This window comes from Aurantibacillus circumpalustris (assembly GCF_029625215.1).
Classification (GTDB): domain Bacteria; phylum Bacteroidota; class Bacteroidia; order B-17B0; family Aurantibacillaceae; genus Aurantibacillus; species Aurantibacillus circumpalustris.
Genome location: NZ_CP121197.1, coordinates 550,105 through 566,372, shown reverse-complemented (window position 1 = coordinate 566,372; position 16,268 = coordinate 550,105). Strand labels below are relative to the sequence as shown.

The window sequence follows — 16,268 nt, the reverse complement described above, 5'->3', positions numbered from 1 at the left end:
ATTTTAATTAACAATAATCCAGTTTCCATTTACATACTTAAGTTTTTCAATAACCTGATAGTCAATCCCTTCTATAAGATCCGAAAATTTAATGCTTGATTTAATTTGATCGGCTGTCCCTGAAGTATTAAACCAAGGAATAGCTTCGCCAAAATCAAATTTCAAACTTGAAGGCAAATTACTTAATAATTTGAACTTTATATAATAAGTGTTTTGAGGAATTTGTGTGTTTAATGCCCTTGAATCATATGTAAAAACTAGATCTTGTAAACCTTCACCAGTATTAACTGGACTTGCAAAACTTCCACTTAAATTTGCAGAGTTTTGAAATCTATCAAAAGTTTTACCTGAAAGCTGACTGCCATTTTCTACTTTCAGTATATTTTTAAAACCATTGTTCGGCGGCCACCCCCCATTAATGTTATTATTTTTTACCAAGGTTTCCAACTGATTCCAATTTTCATTTTTGAAAAAAGTCCAAGCTTGTTCCGCGATTTGTGAGTTCGATGCAAATTCTGAAACGGAACCTATAAAATCTGTTTTGCTAACTCCTCGAATTAATTCTACGATCCCTCCCCACCTCAAAACCTCCTCCGGATCATTCAAACATTTTTGTCTAAACGAATCGTCGTCATAGCATTTTTTTACAAACTCCAAACGTTTTTCGGGAGCTAATTTTTCGGTGTTGCTGTAAACTTTGGCTTGTGCTGCGGTTATGGGTAAAAGATTATTCGTAACCGCTGGGTTTGTATTTATTTTTGAAACCAGCGACGCGTCCACATCTTGTGGTTTGATGTTAAACATCGACGAGATGTAATTCACATCTTGTTCAATGGCTTTTAATTGGCCCCCTTCGAGTAGTAATTTGCTTCCGACATTAATTTCCTTAATGGCATCTGCACCGCTACTAAGTATCTTTTTTGCGCCTGATAAACTACCCGGAATCAAAAAACTAGCTGATGCCCACATAAATTCGTAAGTATTATCTGTTGCCGCGTAATAAGCAACCGCTAAGGCATCTGGGATAAAATCTAAACCTGTTGGAGAAAGAATGAGTGAGGTAATGTTTAAAGCATCACCAATTACATCTGATGTTTCACTGGCTTTGCAACTCCCAACTTTTATATCATCTGGTAAACCAGTATTTGCAATTAAGGCATCAAACTTGTTGTTTTTATATAACAAGCCGTATTTGTCTCTGAGGTATTTAAGTGCGGCAACTTCTGCAACGCTTTTCGTTTGCAAATACACTTCTTTAAAGTGTTCGCTGGCTTCGTTAAATTTTGGTTCTTTCGCTGCTTTTAAATACGTGATGCGAATTTTGTTTTTGATCTCGTCAATTTTTTCAAAGGTTGCAGAGCTTGTAATAGCATTTGCTCCAATTACTGATCCTCCTGCTGATGTGTTTGAACTATATAAAGAGGAGAGTTGATCGTGCAGCTGAGAAATTTCTTCAAATGCCCCATCTGTTTTAAAAATATGGTAATAGATCTGTTCTCTGCCTTTTATGGATTCACCTTTATTAAAATAAGAAGTCGTCAAAAGTCCATTTACTTTTGCGACTTGATAACAAAGAATCAGTGGCTTAGGAATGTTTTTGTATATATTTTTAAATTTCGAAAAAGTGCCGGCTTTATAATCTCCACCGTTGTTATAATTCGCAAAATTAATATCGGCATTGGTGAGCCAGTCGCCATTAATTTGTTTCACAGCCACAACCCCAGTAGATTGCGGCCCGTCTTTCATTTTTAAATAGAGGGCAAGAATAACCTGGTCGGTACTTGAATTAGTAAATGTTTGTGCGGCAACATCGCGAAATTTATTTATTGAATCAATTGGTAAATAGTAGTCGAGATCTTTTGTAATAAATAAAAAGCGGATGTTTGTTTTCGCATAAAGCATTCTGCAGCGCACTTCCATATCTTCTTTGGTACACGTATTTATGCAAGTATTTAAGGTTTGTACGTAATGTCCCGAAAACTGCGACGGATTAATATTCAGATTGACACCCGTGCTTCCATTATTTGATTGGGAACTTGAATTTGGAGAATTGTTAGTGAGCTGTCCAAAGTTTGCAGAAATACTAAGACTGAGACCATTTGCATCTGCTGCCCAATTGGTCGAACGGCTCTGGCGGGTATTAATAACATGTTGTGTGTAAGCATCAGCATTAAATAAACTCGGACAATCTTTGTTTTTAAATAAAATACGTTCGTAATCATCTATCGATTGCGAATAAAGCTCGTTAAGAGATTCCGGCGCTTCATTTTTTTCTTCAAAACTTAAAGAGCTGCCATTTAAACTTTTCGTGTAAAGTGAATCTAATTTTTGAGTGTCCTTAATTGGCAGAGAGCAGGTGGCTAAATCTTGGGTTGCATTTGTTTTGTAGGTTAGAACGTCCGTTAATACTTCATTGCTGAGGGCACTAAATTCAGCTGTGATTGTTTTTGCATTGGTATTTTCGCTGGTTGTGAAGTTTTGAAAAAGGCGAAATAAATGTTCGCTTAGTCCGCCGAGTTTATCTAAGGATTGTTCATCCACTTTAAATTGAACTTTTATACCACAGCTATTTTCAAATGTTTTAGCGCGTTCACGAATTGATTTAGCTTTCGAGTCGAAAAGCACATCCGCAATATTTTTTGAGGCCTGGTCGTGAATTATTTTAGAGGATGACGTTTGTGCCTTGGTGATGAAGGAAAAAAAGATTAAGAGAATAATTTTTGACAATAAGTGTTTCATCATTTTTTTGGTTTTTTCTTTGTGGTCTTTGTGGTTAAGTTGTTCTATTTTTTACCACAAAGGACACAAAGTGTTTCACGAAGGTCACAAAGGCAGTTCGGTTATTTTTTCTTCGTGTGCTTTGTGTCTACTTCGTATTCTTTGTGGTTAAGTTGTTCTATTTTTTACCACAAAGGGCACAAAGTGTTTCACGAAGGTCACAAAGGCAGTTCGGTTATTTTTTCTTCGTGTGCTTTGTGTTTAAATTACCCTTTTTTTATTAACCACAAAGAGCACAAAGTTTTTTCACAAAGGACACAAAGGTTAATTGGTTTTCTTCTTCTTCTTCTTGTGCTTTATGTCTACTTCGTATTCTTTGTGTTTAAATGGTTCTTCTTTTATTAACCACAAAGAGCACAAAGTTTTTTCACAAAGGACACAAAGGTTGTTTGTTTGTTTTTTCTTTGCTTTATGTAAAAGTTTATCTCTTTGTGTTTCTTTGTGTCTACTTTGTGCACTTTGTGGTTAAATTGTTCTTTGTGGTTAAATAGTTCTTCTCTTTGTGTCTGCTTTGTGTTCTTCGTGGTTAAATAGTTCTATAATTTTCCATTAATCACCCTTCTAATCCCATCTTTTAGTTTTGCGACATTAAAATTTATTAATAAACCCAGTTTGTAATTTCCTAATTTCAAATAGGTTAATGTTTGCGCTAAATGAACGTCATTCAAAGCATCAACACTTTTAAGTTCTATCACTAATTGTCTTTCTACAAGAAGATCGACTCTATAACCACATTCGAGTTTAACTTCTTCATAAACCAAAGGCATTGGCTTTTCCTTTTCCACGTACAAACCTTCTTTACCTAATTTGTAAAACAAGCACTCTTTGTAAGCGCTCTCCAAAAGTCCAGGACCTAAGACACTATGAACATCAATACAAGTTCCAATTATTTTATTTGAGAGTTCGTTTTCTGACATAGCGTTAATTAATAATTTGTTTCTTACTTAAACTGTAATGCACAGGAGCGTCAAATCCAAGCGTAAATCCAATAACCGTTATACTTCCACTTAATCCTCCATGAAGCTCTGATTCAGGTTGACTTTTATAGGTTAATGATCCAGCAAGACTTATTCCGGCAAGTGTTAAACTATTAGCTGCTACCGAGGTTTCGTAATCAATGCCAATTGCAGCTGTTAACCAGGCACTAATCGTCGCTTCATTAATTGTAAATGTTGGATCCCAGGAAATACTCGTATACGCATGGTAGCCCATATCAAGACTTGCGAATCCACGCACTTTAATTCCACTAAATTGTATCCAGGGACTTTCGGTAGAAAGTTTCACCTGCATATCCATACCAGTTTTAAATCCGATATTACTTAATTCCATAAAAGCGGTACTACTTAAAAAGTCTTTACATAAGATTTTTACACCAATGGGATTTTGTTGCGTTCCAACCCACACCTTCCAATTGTCAGGCCCTCTTAAATCCATACCAATATCACCACCGGCACAAATAATGGGTTCTGTGTTTAATTTAACAGAGAAATTTGCAGCAACTTTTTTGCATTCAGGCGTTTTGTAATAACCTAAAGTTCCGCTACCAGTTATGAATCCGGGAGGATGGTACCTACCGTTTGTTTTTTGATAATTTAAAACACTTGCGTTACCAACCAATTGAATGTAGAAACCTCCATCGTTAAATTCAGCTTCTGCACCCAAATCGAACATAAAAGTTTTACCGGCTGAAGCCTGATCGTAGAAATAAAATTTACAACCCACACCAAATTTATTTTGCTTATTGGGGATAACAGTTGCAGGATCTGTCCTCTGCATTTTACTGTAAGCAAATCCTTCAACACCATACCACACAATTGGCATAGGCGTTAGAGGAATGGTAAATCCAGTTACACTCAACTTTGCGTACCAATAGGAAAAATTTACTGGTTGTTGCGTCGTTTTTCCGTTTAAGAAATACGCTGATATTTCAATGGGATTGTCTTCTTTAGGAACTTTAACTCTAACAAGAACATCTGCCGACCAACAATCTCCATAAACGGGATCATCCTTTTTAAATTCTAAAGTACCACGAATATCAACGGCAGGAGACTGTATGTATATTGTTGTTGGATCAAATTTTACAATTTTATCAAATTCACCTTTTTCTAATTTTTCACCAAGATTGCTAAAATCGAATTTTACTGTGCTTAATACCGCGTTTACATAAGGACCCGCGTTATCGCCGATTGCTTTCGTTATGGTATTGGTTACAAGTTGTGATATACCTTTAGTAATCAAATCATTCATAATCTGGGCAACGATGCCATCCCAATTAATTCCGTTAATTGCGTCTTCTACTAAACTTTCGGCTGTATTAATGAACGCTTCAGCGTTGGCATTTACAATTACATCTTTAACAGTGTCTGCAATACTTTCAAAAAGAGTGCCGCTATTTTGAAGAATGTTATTCAAATTAATATTGGCATTTACACCATCATTAATCAGTTTGGTACCAGCTGCACTTACTTCCGTTTTAATAAACTGTTTTACTTTGCTCGTTACACCTAACTGAACAAAATCTGTAATTTTAGAAGTGATATTTTTTTCAAAACTATTTGAAACAGAGGTTTTAATTCCATTAATAACATTTGTTTTTACGGTTGCGAATACCGAGGTGATAGCTTCGTGATATTGCGCATCCACTTCAGCAAGCACGCGTTGCTCAAGTTTTTTAAAAACATTGTCGAGTGTTTTATCAATTTTGTTATTTATTGGAGCAACAACTTTTCCGTTTATGGCAGTTCTAACTTTGCCCATGGCTTTGTCAGAAACATTCTGAACCGATTGATTAATTTCTGCAATTAATCCATCAACGACTTTGTTCAATATAAAATTCAACAAGCCCTTAGCGTTGGTAAGCTGTGATTGCTGAATAATGTCACTGTCGAGCGCTTTTCTGAATCGATCTAAAACCATCCAATCTTTATCTGTAATAGACTCACTTTTAATATAGGGTTTCAGTTTATATACAATGTCAATAACTTGTTTGATTGTTGTAACTACATTGGATGGAATGAGTGGTTCAATGTTTTTAGTTTCAAATTGTCCTGAAACAATGGTATCGTTTGCATTATAACCAAGTTGTGTCAAGGCATCACCAACACCATTGTTAAGTGCGTTCGAATATCCGGCTGTGCTGCTTTGATGGCTCGTTGTAGTTGCTGAGCCGGTTGTAGTTGAAGAAGTAGGAATAATTGTTGCTGTTGGAATAAATACCAAGCCCGTTAGCAATGGATTTCTATAAATGGAATAAGCATTTACTATTGGTGGACCATCTTCACCACTTATTTCTTCATCGAGGTTAATTTTAGCGCTGGCACCAAACGCATAAGCATTTCCGTTTCTACCGCATCCTAAATAGTCAACGGAAATATCATAATTACTGGATTTTCCAGTTGCTTGATAAGTGAGCGCTGCTTTTCCGTTCGGGACATCAAATCCTATATTACCGTTACCCCAAGCTGAGAACCGTTGTACTCCAATTATATTTAATTGAAAATAGGGCCAACGCATATCGAGGTCCATTTCTAAACGGTTCTTGTTTTTAAAAACGGCACGCTTAATAGTTATGGCAATTTTTTGTTCTATGCCTCCTTGCGGATTAAAACTGAATGTGGTGTTGGCAAGTCCATTTACGAGGTATCCTTCATTGAAACCATAGTCAGTCATTTCAATGTAATATGGAAAACTGTTTAGCGTATCAATAACCGGAATATAAATGCCGCCGCTAATAAAAGCTCTATCAATTTCACTTGCACGAATTTTAGAATAGAAATAACCTAGTTTGGAAACAAAAGTGTTAAACTTTATAGAGTCTGATAGAGCAAAGGGAATGGTGGACGTAAAATATAAACCTTTGTTAGTAACATAGGCCTTATTTGTATCTTGAAGCGTATTAATAAAATTAAGTTCTTTTGAATAAGGAAGAGTAATCTGACCACTGTTTTCAGCCGATTTAGGCATTTCCAATTTTCCTTGTTCAATAAAAAAACCTTTCCAACTGCTATCGGATGCAAATTCTCCTGGCGATTTTTTTTCGGAGAAATCAATTATATAATGCGTTGGCAATAGCCCAAACTTTGTGTTCTGCGCAAGTTTGATGCTTTCTGAATTGGTATTCGAGTCTTGCGTGATGTAATGCAATTGATTGGTGTTTTCAAAAGCAATGTTGGCTGACGTGTTATTATGACTGCTTACATTTTGCGGTAGTTGCACAAAACCATTAAACTTAAACTCATATTTATTTTGATATACGTTAAGGTCAGAAGACTGATTAAGTTTAACAGTAAAACCCAAGGGTTCCATCACATTTATTTTGTAATCTTTTTCTAAGGGTATCGCGTAATTGTTGTTTAGGTAGAAAGTAGAATTTGATAGCGTTAGTTTACAACGTTTGGTGATTAGTTTTTCAATTTGTTGTGAAGTGCCCGCATGCGGAAAATTCCATTCAACTTTTCCACTCAACCTTAAACTGCTTATATCAATAAAAACGCTATCAGGTTTAAATAAGGCAGTTTTGTTATCAGCAAACGATTCTGGTTGTAGGGTGTAAGCTGGGCAAGTTATTTTATCGGCAATGTTTCCTGAAAGCATCACCCATTCGTTTCCACCAAGAGGAGAGATTGTAATATTATTATATGAAAATTCTGTTGCTTCATTTCCGATGTTTGAGTTTAAAACAGTTTTGCATTTGCCTGATATAACATTATTTATTTTGTCAAACGAAGTAAGTTTGGTAACCGTCATTAAAAACCCACCCGCAATAAAGCTTTCTATTTCGGGGGGACCAGTAAAACGGTGCACTTTACTTTTAGCAATTTGCTGCGTACCGCTCTGCGCATAAACTTGCCAAGCATAGTTACCCATACGTTTTATGTTCGTCCAAAACATAACAGGAATCGTTTTATCAATCACAGGATTGTTTGACGGCAAATAGGTTTGCTGATAAAAGGTGGAGTTGTTAAGTATGGCATTTTCAGGGTCCTGATTTTCATTGACTTCAACAAGTTTTAACGTGTAAGTGATTAATTGATTGTTTAAAGCTTTTCGCGGTTTTTTCCATTTAAATTCTGATGGTGTAGCTAAAGCAAATTGAAAAGACTCTTCTGGTTTTACAATATCGATGGTATCATTTTCGTAATAACCATAATGAAAATAACAGGGCATGGAATAACCACCATTTTTAAAACTGCTTCTACCATTGCTTTCGAGAGTTTTTACAGTAAACACGTAACGTTTTCCTTTTTCAAGAAGAGGATCGCTTGTTGTATATAAATAATTATTTTGTTGCAGTAAAGCTGATTGCCAGATAGGAAGAGCTTGGTTATTGAGAATAGCAGTTGTAGGGTTGCTCCAGGAATTATTTACTTCGTAAAGGTCAATCTGGTAACTAAGCTGATTGAGATTCAAATTACCATTTGCATTGCTAAGCTGCCACTGAAATATAATATTTTGTAAGGAAATATTTTCAACAACTGAGCCACATACCGGATTAAAAATAATTGCAGGGTCGTTTAGTGTGAGGTAAGCGCTAGCGCATGCAGGATGCGAAATAGCTTTGCCGCTTTCATAATCAATGGCTTCAAAACAAAATGTATAAAGTCCTTCAGGCAATCTGTTATTTGTTTCAAGTTGCGTACGGCTAATATTTGTGAAGTTCAGGTTATCGTAATTAAAGTAAAAAGCGAGATCTGCACCTTGAATTTCGTAGGGTTGTCCGGGTGCAACAATAATGGGATTTGTCGGTAAACTGTTCGGTTTAGTTTGAATTACAATACCATTAGGACCAGTTATTTTAAGACGAAGAGCAAAGTTCCACGTGGTCTCAGTAAAATCGGTAAAATAGATGGTGGTTTTTATGTGAGGTTGAAAAGGATCAGCGTATTCATCGAGAAATAAAGTTTTTGGATTTGTAAGAATTGTTGAAAGCGATGAAGGATATGTTTGTGCGTAGACCGAACAATAAACTAACAAAAACCAGATATTTAAGATGATTTTTTTTGGGCGCATAAACTCTATGGGAGGCAGCTGTATATCCGAAATTACGCTAAACTTTTCTTCAAAAATGCCTTCTGAACGCCATGAAAATATCTTTTTGCCAGAAGGGTTTCTTTAAACGATAAGGGTATAGCAAGACGCGTTTAACCTGGGAATTAGTTTCAAAAATGCCTTGGTCTCTTATTAAAACCCTGATTTTAGTAAGAAAAAAATTAAAGAGGGTGGATCAAAAAATTCATTTATGCCAAATATGAAACAGATATACTTCTATAAGCGCGCTTAGTAAATACGCTTAAAATAATACTGATTGTCAATTTAAATACATTTAGGAAATGAATTCAGAAAATTCGGCACTATATTTGTTAAGAAACTGCAAACGCAACCCATGAAATCACTTTTGTTACTCTTAACTAGCGCTATAAGTTTTTTATCTGCGCAAACGCTTACGTTTTCAATAACCAACGGCGGTTTAAACTATTCGATAACCTGCGCCACTCCTACGCTAGAAATTACAGCGAGCAGTAGTTACAGCGGCGCTGTAAACTACACTTGGTCTAGCAGTTCTTTTACGGCACCTGTAATGGCTAATTCCATCAGCATTATTTCTCCTGGTTCTTATTCGGTTGCAGCTTCTTCAGGAACGGCCCTGGCGACGCAATCTTTTGTTGTGGGCACAAATACAACAATTCCAGTTTCAACAGGTAGCCCAAGTTTTTTAGTTACTGGTTCTAGCCCACAAACACTTACATTTTCAGCTATTTCGCCTACTTCTAACGTAACCCATTATATTTACTCTCCTTTCGGTGGAACGTTTACTGCTAACAGTCCAACTGTAATATACGTGCCAGGTGGATCCGGCGTATACAGGTATTGTATGGTTAATGAAGTCAATGGCTGTTCTACAACCTGTCTCTCAGCTAACGATGTAGGCGTTGGATCTCCTGGGACTTTTGCAGGGATACTAGAATATACGCATGAAACTTTTTTATTATTCCCGAACCCATCTGACGGCCTATTCACACTTATTACAAAATTTCATCAAAAAAACACTGTGGAAGTGTATACAAATATTGGTGTGCTTGTGAGCAAAAGCGAACTAGGCACGGATGAGCGAATGATCATAGATATTCGTGAAAAACCTAGCGGGATTTATTTAGTTAAATTAACCGATAGTAATGGGAAGCCAAAGTATCTGAAGTTGCTAAAAGAGTAATTTTTTAACTCTTTTGCCACTTAATTAATTGATTTTCTGATCAATGAATTTTCTGGTTTTGTAAACTAAAAATAACAATTTCATAAACAACTTTTGATAAATGGCAATGTTCCTAACAAAAGGGAATAGTATCTTTAAAATCGAGAATTACTATATGAAACATTTTATTTTGTTTATTTCCTTTTTGATCATAAGTGTCATAGGAATCAGTCAAAACAAAGCGACTCAAAAATTGCGTGCAGGAGATAAAATCGTTACTAATTTTCCATTTTACAAAGATATAGGTAAACCTGATAATTTTGAAATACCTCTCAAGCCAAAACCAGCATTGCTTTTAATATACCGCTTTGGTAAAATAAATGGTATAAAAGATAATCATGATAGTGTTTACAAAGTGGTAAATCATATATACAGACTAAATCGTTATTTCGGTCCTTTAAGAAAACCTAGTAGGCTTACCTGTTATATTTATGTGGATGAAGTAAACCAAGACGCAATTACCTTAAAAAATCAAATTAATATTTGGACTAAAGAGATTGGAGATAGTTTAGTAAAAACTGAGCGTGCCGGATTTAATTTTACGAGGCCATGGCAAGTATTGTTTATTAAAGAAACCGAAACCAAAAAAGAAGAAATTCTTAATCTAGCTAAACTTACTGTTGTTGCAGCAGATGGCGAACTTATGTACTCAACGCCAATAGCGAGTTTTAAGTTTAATGGAAAAAAAGGATCGGTAAAAGGAAAATTATTAACTGAAAAGGAAGGCAAGAAAATGCCTATTCACAATGCAATGGTTACGATGATTAGGGTTGGAATGCCGCCTACAGATTCTGTTCTTACCGATGTTTATGGCGACTTTGAGTTGGATCTGGATGACGATGAGTCTCAATACAGTGTGGTGGTTAGGTCTAATTCAACATCAGCGGATAATATTATTCTTGCAACGCAGGCCGGACAAGAAATATCACGGCTTAATAAAACAGAAAGAGGTTTCGAGTACAAATTAATACCTAATGATATTGTGCTTCTTACCGAAAAAGAAACGGATGATATTTCTTTGATCTTTAGCAAATTTGGCGGCAGCAAAGAAACTGATTTAAAAGTGAGCGAGAATATTTTGTATGGTTTGGGAGAATTTAAGGTTACTGATTCCGAATCTAAAAAAATTCTGGATAAGGTTGTAAAAATTTTAAAGGAGAATCCAAAAGTAACCCTGCAAGTAATTTCGCATACCGATGCGCAAGGGGATGATACCTTTAATATGAATTTGTCTGAAAAACGTTCCGCTTCCGTTATTAGCTATTTTGTTTCTAAGGGAGTTGATACAAAACGTCTAAAAGCTATTGGTAAAGGTGAAACGGAGATTAGAAACCGTTGCGGAAATGATGTAGATTGTTCTGATGCAGAACATGAATTTAATCGCAGAACAGAGTTTAAGTTTACGAAAGGCTAATCCATTTAAAGTGGCTGATTTCAAGAACAAACCAGACAACTTAGTGTAAATTTGTGTAATTCGTGAATCCGATAGCTATCGGATTGGTGTAGACCTAATACTGCGTTTTCATTTCCACGTATTTCAAAAATTCTTGTTTGGTAGCTTCTTCTTGAAACTTACCACCATAAAAAGAAGTAACGGTTGCGGCATTGCTATCTTGAATGCCACGTGAAGAAACGCATAAATGTTTAGCGTCAATTATTATAGCAACGTCTTCCGTTTTTAAAACGTTTTGTAATTCTTTTGCAATCTGCATAGTAAAACGTTCTTGCACCTGAGGACGTTTAGCATAATACTGTACGATGCGGTTAAGTTTCGATAAACCAATTACCTTACCGTTGGAGATGTATGCCAAATGAGCTTTCCCAAAGATTGGCACAAAATGATGTTCGCAATTGCTGTAAAATGTAATATCCTTTTCAACCAACATTTGATTGTACTGATAGCGGTTTTCAAACAGCGCAATTTTTGGTTTGTTGGCAGGATCGAGTCCACTGAAAATTTCTTTCACATACATTTTAGCGACACGTTCTGGTGTGCCTTTTAAACTATCGTCACGTAAATCTAAACCGAGCGTTTCCATGATCTCACGAAAATTCGCTTCGATCTTTTTTATTTTTTCATCATCATTTAACTTGAACGCATCTTTTTTCATTGGCGTATCAATGCTAGTCATGATGTGGTTATTTCCAATTTCTTCCGCAGTCATATCACTCAAAGAAATGTTATTACCATTAACAAGGGTATTCAACGTAGTTTCTTTCTGTTTCATACAAAATTATTTTTAGCTCATAACGGTTATCTAGTTGCTCTCTGAGAATAGTGTATATAACCATCGCAATATTCTCTGCTGTTGGATTAAGGTTTTTAAATTCTTTCGTGTCTAAATTCAAATTCTTGTGATCAAATTTTTCTATCACATGATCTTTAATAAGTTGACTTAAAATTTTTGTATCAATAACATAACCGGTAATCGGATCAATTTCACCAATTACTCTAACGGTTAAATCATAATTGTGTCCATGATAATTTGAATAATTACACTTACCAAAGGTTACTGCATTTTGTTCGTCACTCAGTTTATTACTGTGCAAACGATGCGCTGCATTAAAATGCTCTTTTCTAAAAACGGCAATTTTATTATTCATAATTTATTTAAATCAAAAAAATAGGGTATAAGGCTATGATGTTGATTTGTTTAATTTTTTAAGCACTGTTTCAGAAGTTTGCTGATCAAGTGGCTTTATTTAAAGTAGGAACAAATTTAAACTAAAATTGTTTAAACTGAGGCGATTTTTGGCGAATTATAACACTTGTAGGCTTAATTTCCGAAGTATTCTACGCAAATACGTGGTGTTTCGTAGAGTTTCACACAGTGTAATTTAACATTTGTAGGTAAATGCGGTGTAATTTGTTCCCAAATGGCAATGGCTAAATTCTCGGTGCTGGCAAGTTTTCCGGACATAAAATCAACATCTAAATTTAAATTTCTATGATCGAGTTTATCGCAAACATAAACTGTAAGTATTTCACTTAATTTTTTGGCATCCATTAAAAACCCTGTGTCTTTATTTACTTCTCCTTTAATGGTAACAATGAGTTCGTAATTATGTCCGTGCCAGTTAGCGTTGGCGCATTTACCAAAAACTTCAGCGTTTTTTTGTTCATCCCAATTAGGATTATATAATTTATGAGCAGCGTTAAAGTGCTCGTGACGGGTTAAGAAAATCATGCATAAAGTTAAGCATTTTCTTACTTTTGTAACACAATGTTAAAGATCATTCTTGTAAGTGCAACGCGATTAGAAATTGAGCCGACTCTTCTTTTTTTGGAACATTATAGGTCAGAAAAACAGCATACGTTTATTTTTGGGAAACTTGAAATAGAAACCTGTATTACACAGGTTGGAATGGTAAATACGGCTTTTGAGTTAGGTAAATTTGTTGGCCGAAATTTTGACATAGCTATTAATGCTGGATTAGCTGGAAGTTTTGGAGAATATGATGCTGGCGAAGTATTGAACGTAACCGATGATTGTTTTAGCGAGTTAGGTGCAGAAGATGGTACAAATTTTATTAGTAGTGATGTTCTTGGTTTGGGTGAGCAACGTGTAGGATTTAATAATTTGATACACAACTTGGTTACAGACAAACTGCCTATGACCAGTGGAATTACCGTTAATACAGTGCATGGGGATGAGGACACAATTGAAAAAATAAAAAAGGCCTATAAACCTGGTGTAGAAACCATGGAAGGCGCTGCTTTTATTCAAGCGGCTAATGCCTTTAATTGGCGGGGAATTCAGCTCCGTGCTATTAGCAACAAAGTAGAAAAACGAAATAAAAACAATTGGCAAATACCTTTAGCAATTAAAAATTTGAATGAAGTGTTGATAGAACTGATCAAGAGTTTGGCGCATTCATAACCATTAATCAAATGGTATTTGGTTACACGAATTACATGAATGGCACTAATTTGAATGAGATAGCATAAATGCAAATTAATTGTCAATCGTACTACACTAATTTTAAATCATCATGAAACTCACACTTGGTTACTCCCCTTGTCCTAACGATTGTTTTATTTTTGACGCTTTACTTCATAAAAAAATTGACACTGAAGGTTTAGATTTTGAAGTACAACACGAAGATGTTGAAACACTGAATCGTATGGCACTTAAAGGTGAGTTAGATATCACAAAACTCAGTTTTCACGCATATGCTTATGTTGCTAAGGAGTATATTTTATTGAGGGCAGGAAGTGCTTTGGGTTTTAATTGTGGACCATTACTAGTGGAAGATGGAAGATGGAAAATGGAAGATGTGAAGAATTTGAAAGTAGCAATTCCAGGTAAAATGACGACTGCTAACTTTTTATTATCGCTTGCTTACCCACAACTTACAAATAAAGTAGAATATGTTTTTTCTGAAATAGAAGACGCTGTTTTAAATGGCGAAGTTGATGCAGGATTAATTATTCATGAAAACAGATTTACCTACGAGCAAAAAGGATTAAAAAAAGTCATGGATCTTGGTGAGTTTTGGCATTCCTTAATTCACGCACCAATCCCGTTAGGAGGCATCGTAATTAAACGAAATCTAGATTCTGAAATACAACAAAAAGTAAATCGTGTTATCCGTAAAAGTGTAGAGTTTGCCTTTGAAAATCCGGAGAGTTCAATGCCTTATGTGAGAGAACACGCACAAGCCATGAGCGAAGAAGTGATGAAAAATCACATTGCACTTTATGTAAATGATTTTTCGATTGATTTGGGAGAAACAGGAATTAATGCAGTAAACCTAATGTTTGGCAAGGGAAAGGAATTAGACTTGTTTGACGTTGGGAATAATGATTTGATTATTTCTTGAACCACATAAGTGATATAAGGCGTTTACCAACTACTTACTGCTCTTGCAACTTTTCTACTCTTAGTGTTCCTTAGTGTCCTCTGTGCCTTAGTGGTGTATATCGCCAACCGCGACTGGCTACTGCTGACTATATACTGCCTACCGAAACCTCTCCCACTTTTGAAAACAATAATCAAACTTATTTTTTTCGTCTGCTGCATGGCATTCTTCCCACACCATTTTAAAATCAGAGTTTTTTAATTCTGGAAACCATGCATCAGCTTCAAAACTATGCTGGATTGATGTTCTAAACACTTCAGTGATCTGAGGCAATGTCTGCTTAAAAATTTCCGCACCTCCAATTATAAATACTTTTTCTTCGGTGCAACTTTTTATAGCAGCTTCAACACTGTGGTATATTTCAGCCCCTTCTATTTTATAATCAGAACTACGTGTGATAACTATATTCTTTCTTCCCGGTAAAAGTCTACCAATGCTTTCATAGGTTTTGCGTCCCATAATTATTGGGCAACCCATAGTGGTGGCTTTAAAAAACTTAAGGTCGGCGGGTAAATGACATAACAACTGGTTGTTTATTCCAATGGCATTATTAAGATCTGTTACAACAATAGCAGCAAGTAGCATATTTATAATTAATAAACACAAACCTATTCAAAATAGATGGCTGCGGCAATAAAATTTTTGAAAAGTCGTGAATTAATTTATGTTATTAAGATAAAAATTTATTTAGATTTACCACATGCAGGGTCAACTACTTATTGCGCATCCAATGTTGCACGATGGTTTTTTTAACCGTTCTGTGGTGTATCTCACCAATCACGGTGAAGAAGGTTCAATTGGCTTTAGTTTGAATTTCAAGACTCAATTTCTTTTGAGGGATGTCAGACCCCAAGTTAAAAATGGAAATTTTCCAATCTACGAAGGAGGCCCTGTTGCGAAGAATCAATTATTTTTTTTGCATACTCTCGGTCACGATCTGCCTGATTCTGTTCACATTGGCAACAATATTTATTTTGGCGGAGATTTTAATGAATTGATTCATATGATTGAGCACGGTAAAGTAAAATCGTACGAGGTCCGCTTTTTTGCTGGATACAGCGGTTGGAGTGAAAATCAATTAGAAGATGAAATCAAAAATAAACATTGGCTTATTAATGAACCTTACGACAAAAGTTTTTTTGAAAACGAGCCTGATGATCTGTGGGGACTTCAATTGAGTGAAGTTAAAGTCAGCTATAGCATTTTTGCTGAGTTTGGTTCTGACCCGTCAATGAACTAGAAAGTAGTTTACTTGTTTTTTAATATTACAATTCGTGGCAAGCATCTTGTTAAGCCCACATTAATTTTACTGTATGAAAACCCAAAATGAAATTAGACTTCCCGAGGACTTAGTCATGAATAAAATATAGTTTATTCG

12 protein-coding genes are annotated in these 16,268 nt (G+C 35.5%); 5 read left to right on the top strand and 7 right to left on the bottom strand.

Going from position 1 to position 16,268, the window contains the following annotated elements:
• Positions 1-3: 3 nt before the first annotated feature.
• From P2086_RS02270 to P2086_RS02260, 3 genes are all read right to left on the bottom strand, one after another.
• A complete protein-coding gene (locus P2086_RS02270) occupies positions 4-2,742 on the bottom strand; it encodes a hypothetical protein (protein ID WP_317898810.1) in 2,739 nt (912 codons plus the stop codon).
• Positions 2,743-3,314: 572 nt separating this feature from the next.
• Positions 3,315-3,695, bottom strand: coding sequence for a GxxExxY protein (locus P2086_RS02265; protein WP_317898809.1), 381 nt, complete (start codon positions 3,693-3,695; stop codon positions 3,315-3,317).
• Positions 3,696-3,699: 4 nt separating this feature from the next.
• On the bottom strand, positions 3,700-8,787 hold the full coding sequence (locus P2086_RS02260) for a hypothetical protein (RefSeq protein WP_317898808.1): 5,088 nt from the start codon (positions 8,785-8,787) through the stop codon (positions 3,700-3,702).
• A gap of 373 nt (positions 8,788-9,160) precedes the next feature.
• Between P2086_RS02260 and P2086_RS02255 the strand changes: the two genes are divergently transcribed.
• Both P2086_RS02255 and P2086_RS02250 read left to right on the top strand, forming a co-directional pair.
• Positions 9,161-9,988: a T9SS type A sorting domain-containing protein gene (locus tag P2086_RS02255; RefSeq protein ID WP_317898807.1), complete on the top strand. Its 828-nt coding sequence runs from the start codon at positions 9,161-9,163 to the stop codon at positions 9,986-9,988.
• 154 nt (positions 9,989-10,142) lie between these two features.
• A complete protein-coding gene (locus tag P2086_RS02250; RefSeq protein ID WP_317898806.1) occupies positions 10,143-11,441 on the top strand; it encodes an OmpA family protein in 1,299 nt (432 codons plus the stop codon).
• 94 nt (positions 11,442-11,535) lie between these two features.
• On the opposite strand, the gene folE is transcribed toward P2086_RS02250, so the two are convergent.
• The 3 genes from folE to P2086_RS02235 form a co-directional block, all read right to left on the bottom strand.
• Positions 11,536-12,255, bottom strand: coding sequence for a GTP cyclohydrolase I FolE (gene folE, locus P2086_RS02245; RefSeq protein WP_317898805.1), 720 nt, complete (start codon positions 12,253-12,255; stop codon positions 11,536-11,538).
• A complete protein-coding gene (locus P2086_RS02240) occupies positions 12,218-12,631 on the bottom strand; it encodes a 6-pyruvoyl trahydropterin synthase family protein (protein WP_317898804.1) in 414 nt (137 codons plus the stop codon). Before P2086_RS02240 ends, folE begins: the two co-directional genes overlap by 38 nt.
• Positions 12,632-12,804: 173 nt before the next feature.
• A complete protein-coding gene (locus tag P2086_RS02235; RefSeq protein ID WP_317898803.1) occupies positions 12,805-13,215 on the bottom strand; it encodes a 6-pyruvoyl trahydropterin synthase family protein in 411 nt (136 codons plus the stop codon).
• A 36-nt stretch (positions 13,216-13,251) separates the two neighbouring features.
• Between P2086_RS02235 and P2086_RS02230 the strand changes: the two genes are divergently transcribed.
• The gene (locus P2086_RS02230) at positions 13,252-13,908 is read left to right on the top strand and encodes a phosphorylase family protein (RefSeq protein ID WP_317898802.1); all 657 of its coding nucleotides are present in this window, start codon (positions 13,252-13,254) and stop codon (positions 13,906-13,908) included.
• A 112-nt stretch (positions 13,909-14,020) separates the two neighbouring features.
• On the top strand, positions 14,021-14,851 hold the full coding sequence (locus P2086_RS02225; protein ID WP_317898801.1) for a 1,4-dihydroxy-6-naphtoate synthase: 831 nt from the start codon (positions 14,021-14,023) through the stop codon (positions 14,849-14,851).
• Between the two features lie 138 nt (positions 14,852-14,989).
• Here P2086_RS02225 and P2086_RS02220 read toward each other — a convergent pair whose 3' ends face one another.
• Positions 14,990-15,475 carry a dihydrofolate reductase gene (locus P2086_RS02220; RefSeq protein ID WP_317898800.1) on the bottom strand — a complete coding sequence of 162 codons (486 nt, stop codon included), beginning with the start codon at positions 15,473-15,475 and terminating at the stop codon, positions 14,990-14,992.
• 115 nt (positions 15,476-15,590) lie between these two features.
• Between P2086_RS02220 and P2086_RS02215 the strand changes: the two genes are divergently transcribed.
• Positions 15,591-16,130, top strand: coding sequence for a YqgE/AlgH family protein (locus tag P2086_RS02215; RefSeq protein ID WP_317898799.1), 540 nt, complete (start codon positions 15,591-15,593; stop codon positions 16,128-16,130).
• Positions 16,131-16,268 lie beyond the last annotated feature (138 nt).

Bases quoted from the DNA above. Each gene is read 5' to 3' on its own strand.
- P2086_RS02270 (WP_317898810.1), bottom strand. From the start codon at position 2,742: ATGATGAAACACTTATTGTCAAAAATTATTCTCTTAATCTTTTTTTCC.
- P2086_RS02250 (WP_317898806.1), top strand. From the start codon at position 10,143: ATGAAACATTTTATTTTGTTTATTTCCTTTTTGATCATAAGTGTCATA.
- P2086_RS02235 (WP_317898803.1), bottom strand. From the start codon at position 13,215: ATGATTTTCTTAACCCGTCACGAGCACTTTAACGCTGCTCATAAATTA.
- P2086_RS02260 (WP_317898808.1), bottom strand. From the start codon at position 8,787: ATGCGCCCAAAAAAAATCATCTTAAATATCTGGTTTTTGTTAGTTTAT.
- P2086_RS02230 (WP_317898802.1), top strand. From the start codon at position 13,252: ATGTTAAAGATCATTCTTGTAAGTGCAACGCGATTAGAAATTGAGCCG.
- P2086_RS02265 (WP_317898809.1), bottom strand. From the start codon at position 3,695: ATGTCAGAAAACGAACTCTCAAATAAAATAATTGGAACTTGTATTGAT.
- folE (WP_317898805.1), bottom strand. From the start codon at position 12,255: ATGAAACAGAAAGAAACTACGTTGAATACCCTTGTTAATGGTAATAAC.
- P2086_RS02220 (WP_317898800.1), bottom strand. From the start codon at position 15,475: ATGCTACTTGCTGCTATTGTTGTAACAGATCTTAATAATGCCATTGGA.
- P2086_RS02255 (WP_317898807.1), top strand. From the start codon at position 9,161: ATGAAATCACTTTTGTTACTCTTAACTAGCGCTATAAGTTTTTTATCT.
- P2086_RS02215 (WP_317898799.1), top strand. From the start codon at position 15,591: ATGCAGGGTCAACTACTTATTGCGCATCCAATGTTGCACGATGGTTTT.
- P2086_RS02225 (WP_317898801.1), top strand. From the start codon at position 14,021: ATGAAACTCACACTTGGTTACTCCCCTTGTCCTAACGATTGTTTTATT.
- P2086_RS02240 (WP_317898804.1), bottom strand. From the start codon at position 12,631: ATGAATAATAAAATTGCCGTTTTTAGAAAAGAGCATTTTAATGCAGCG.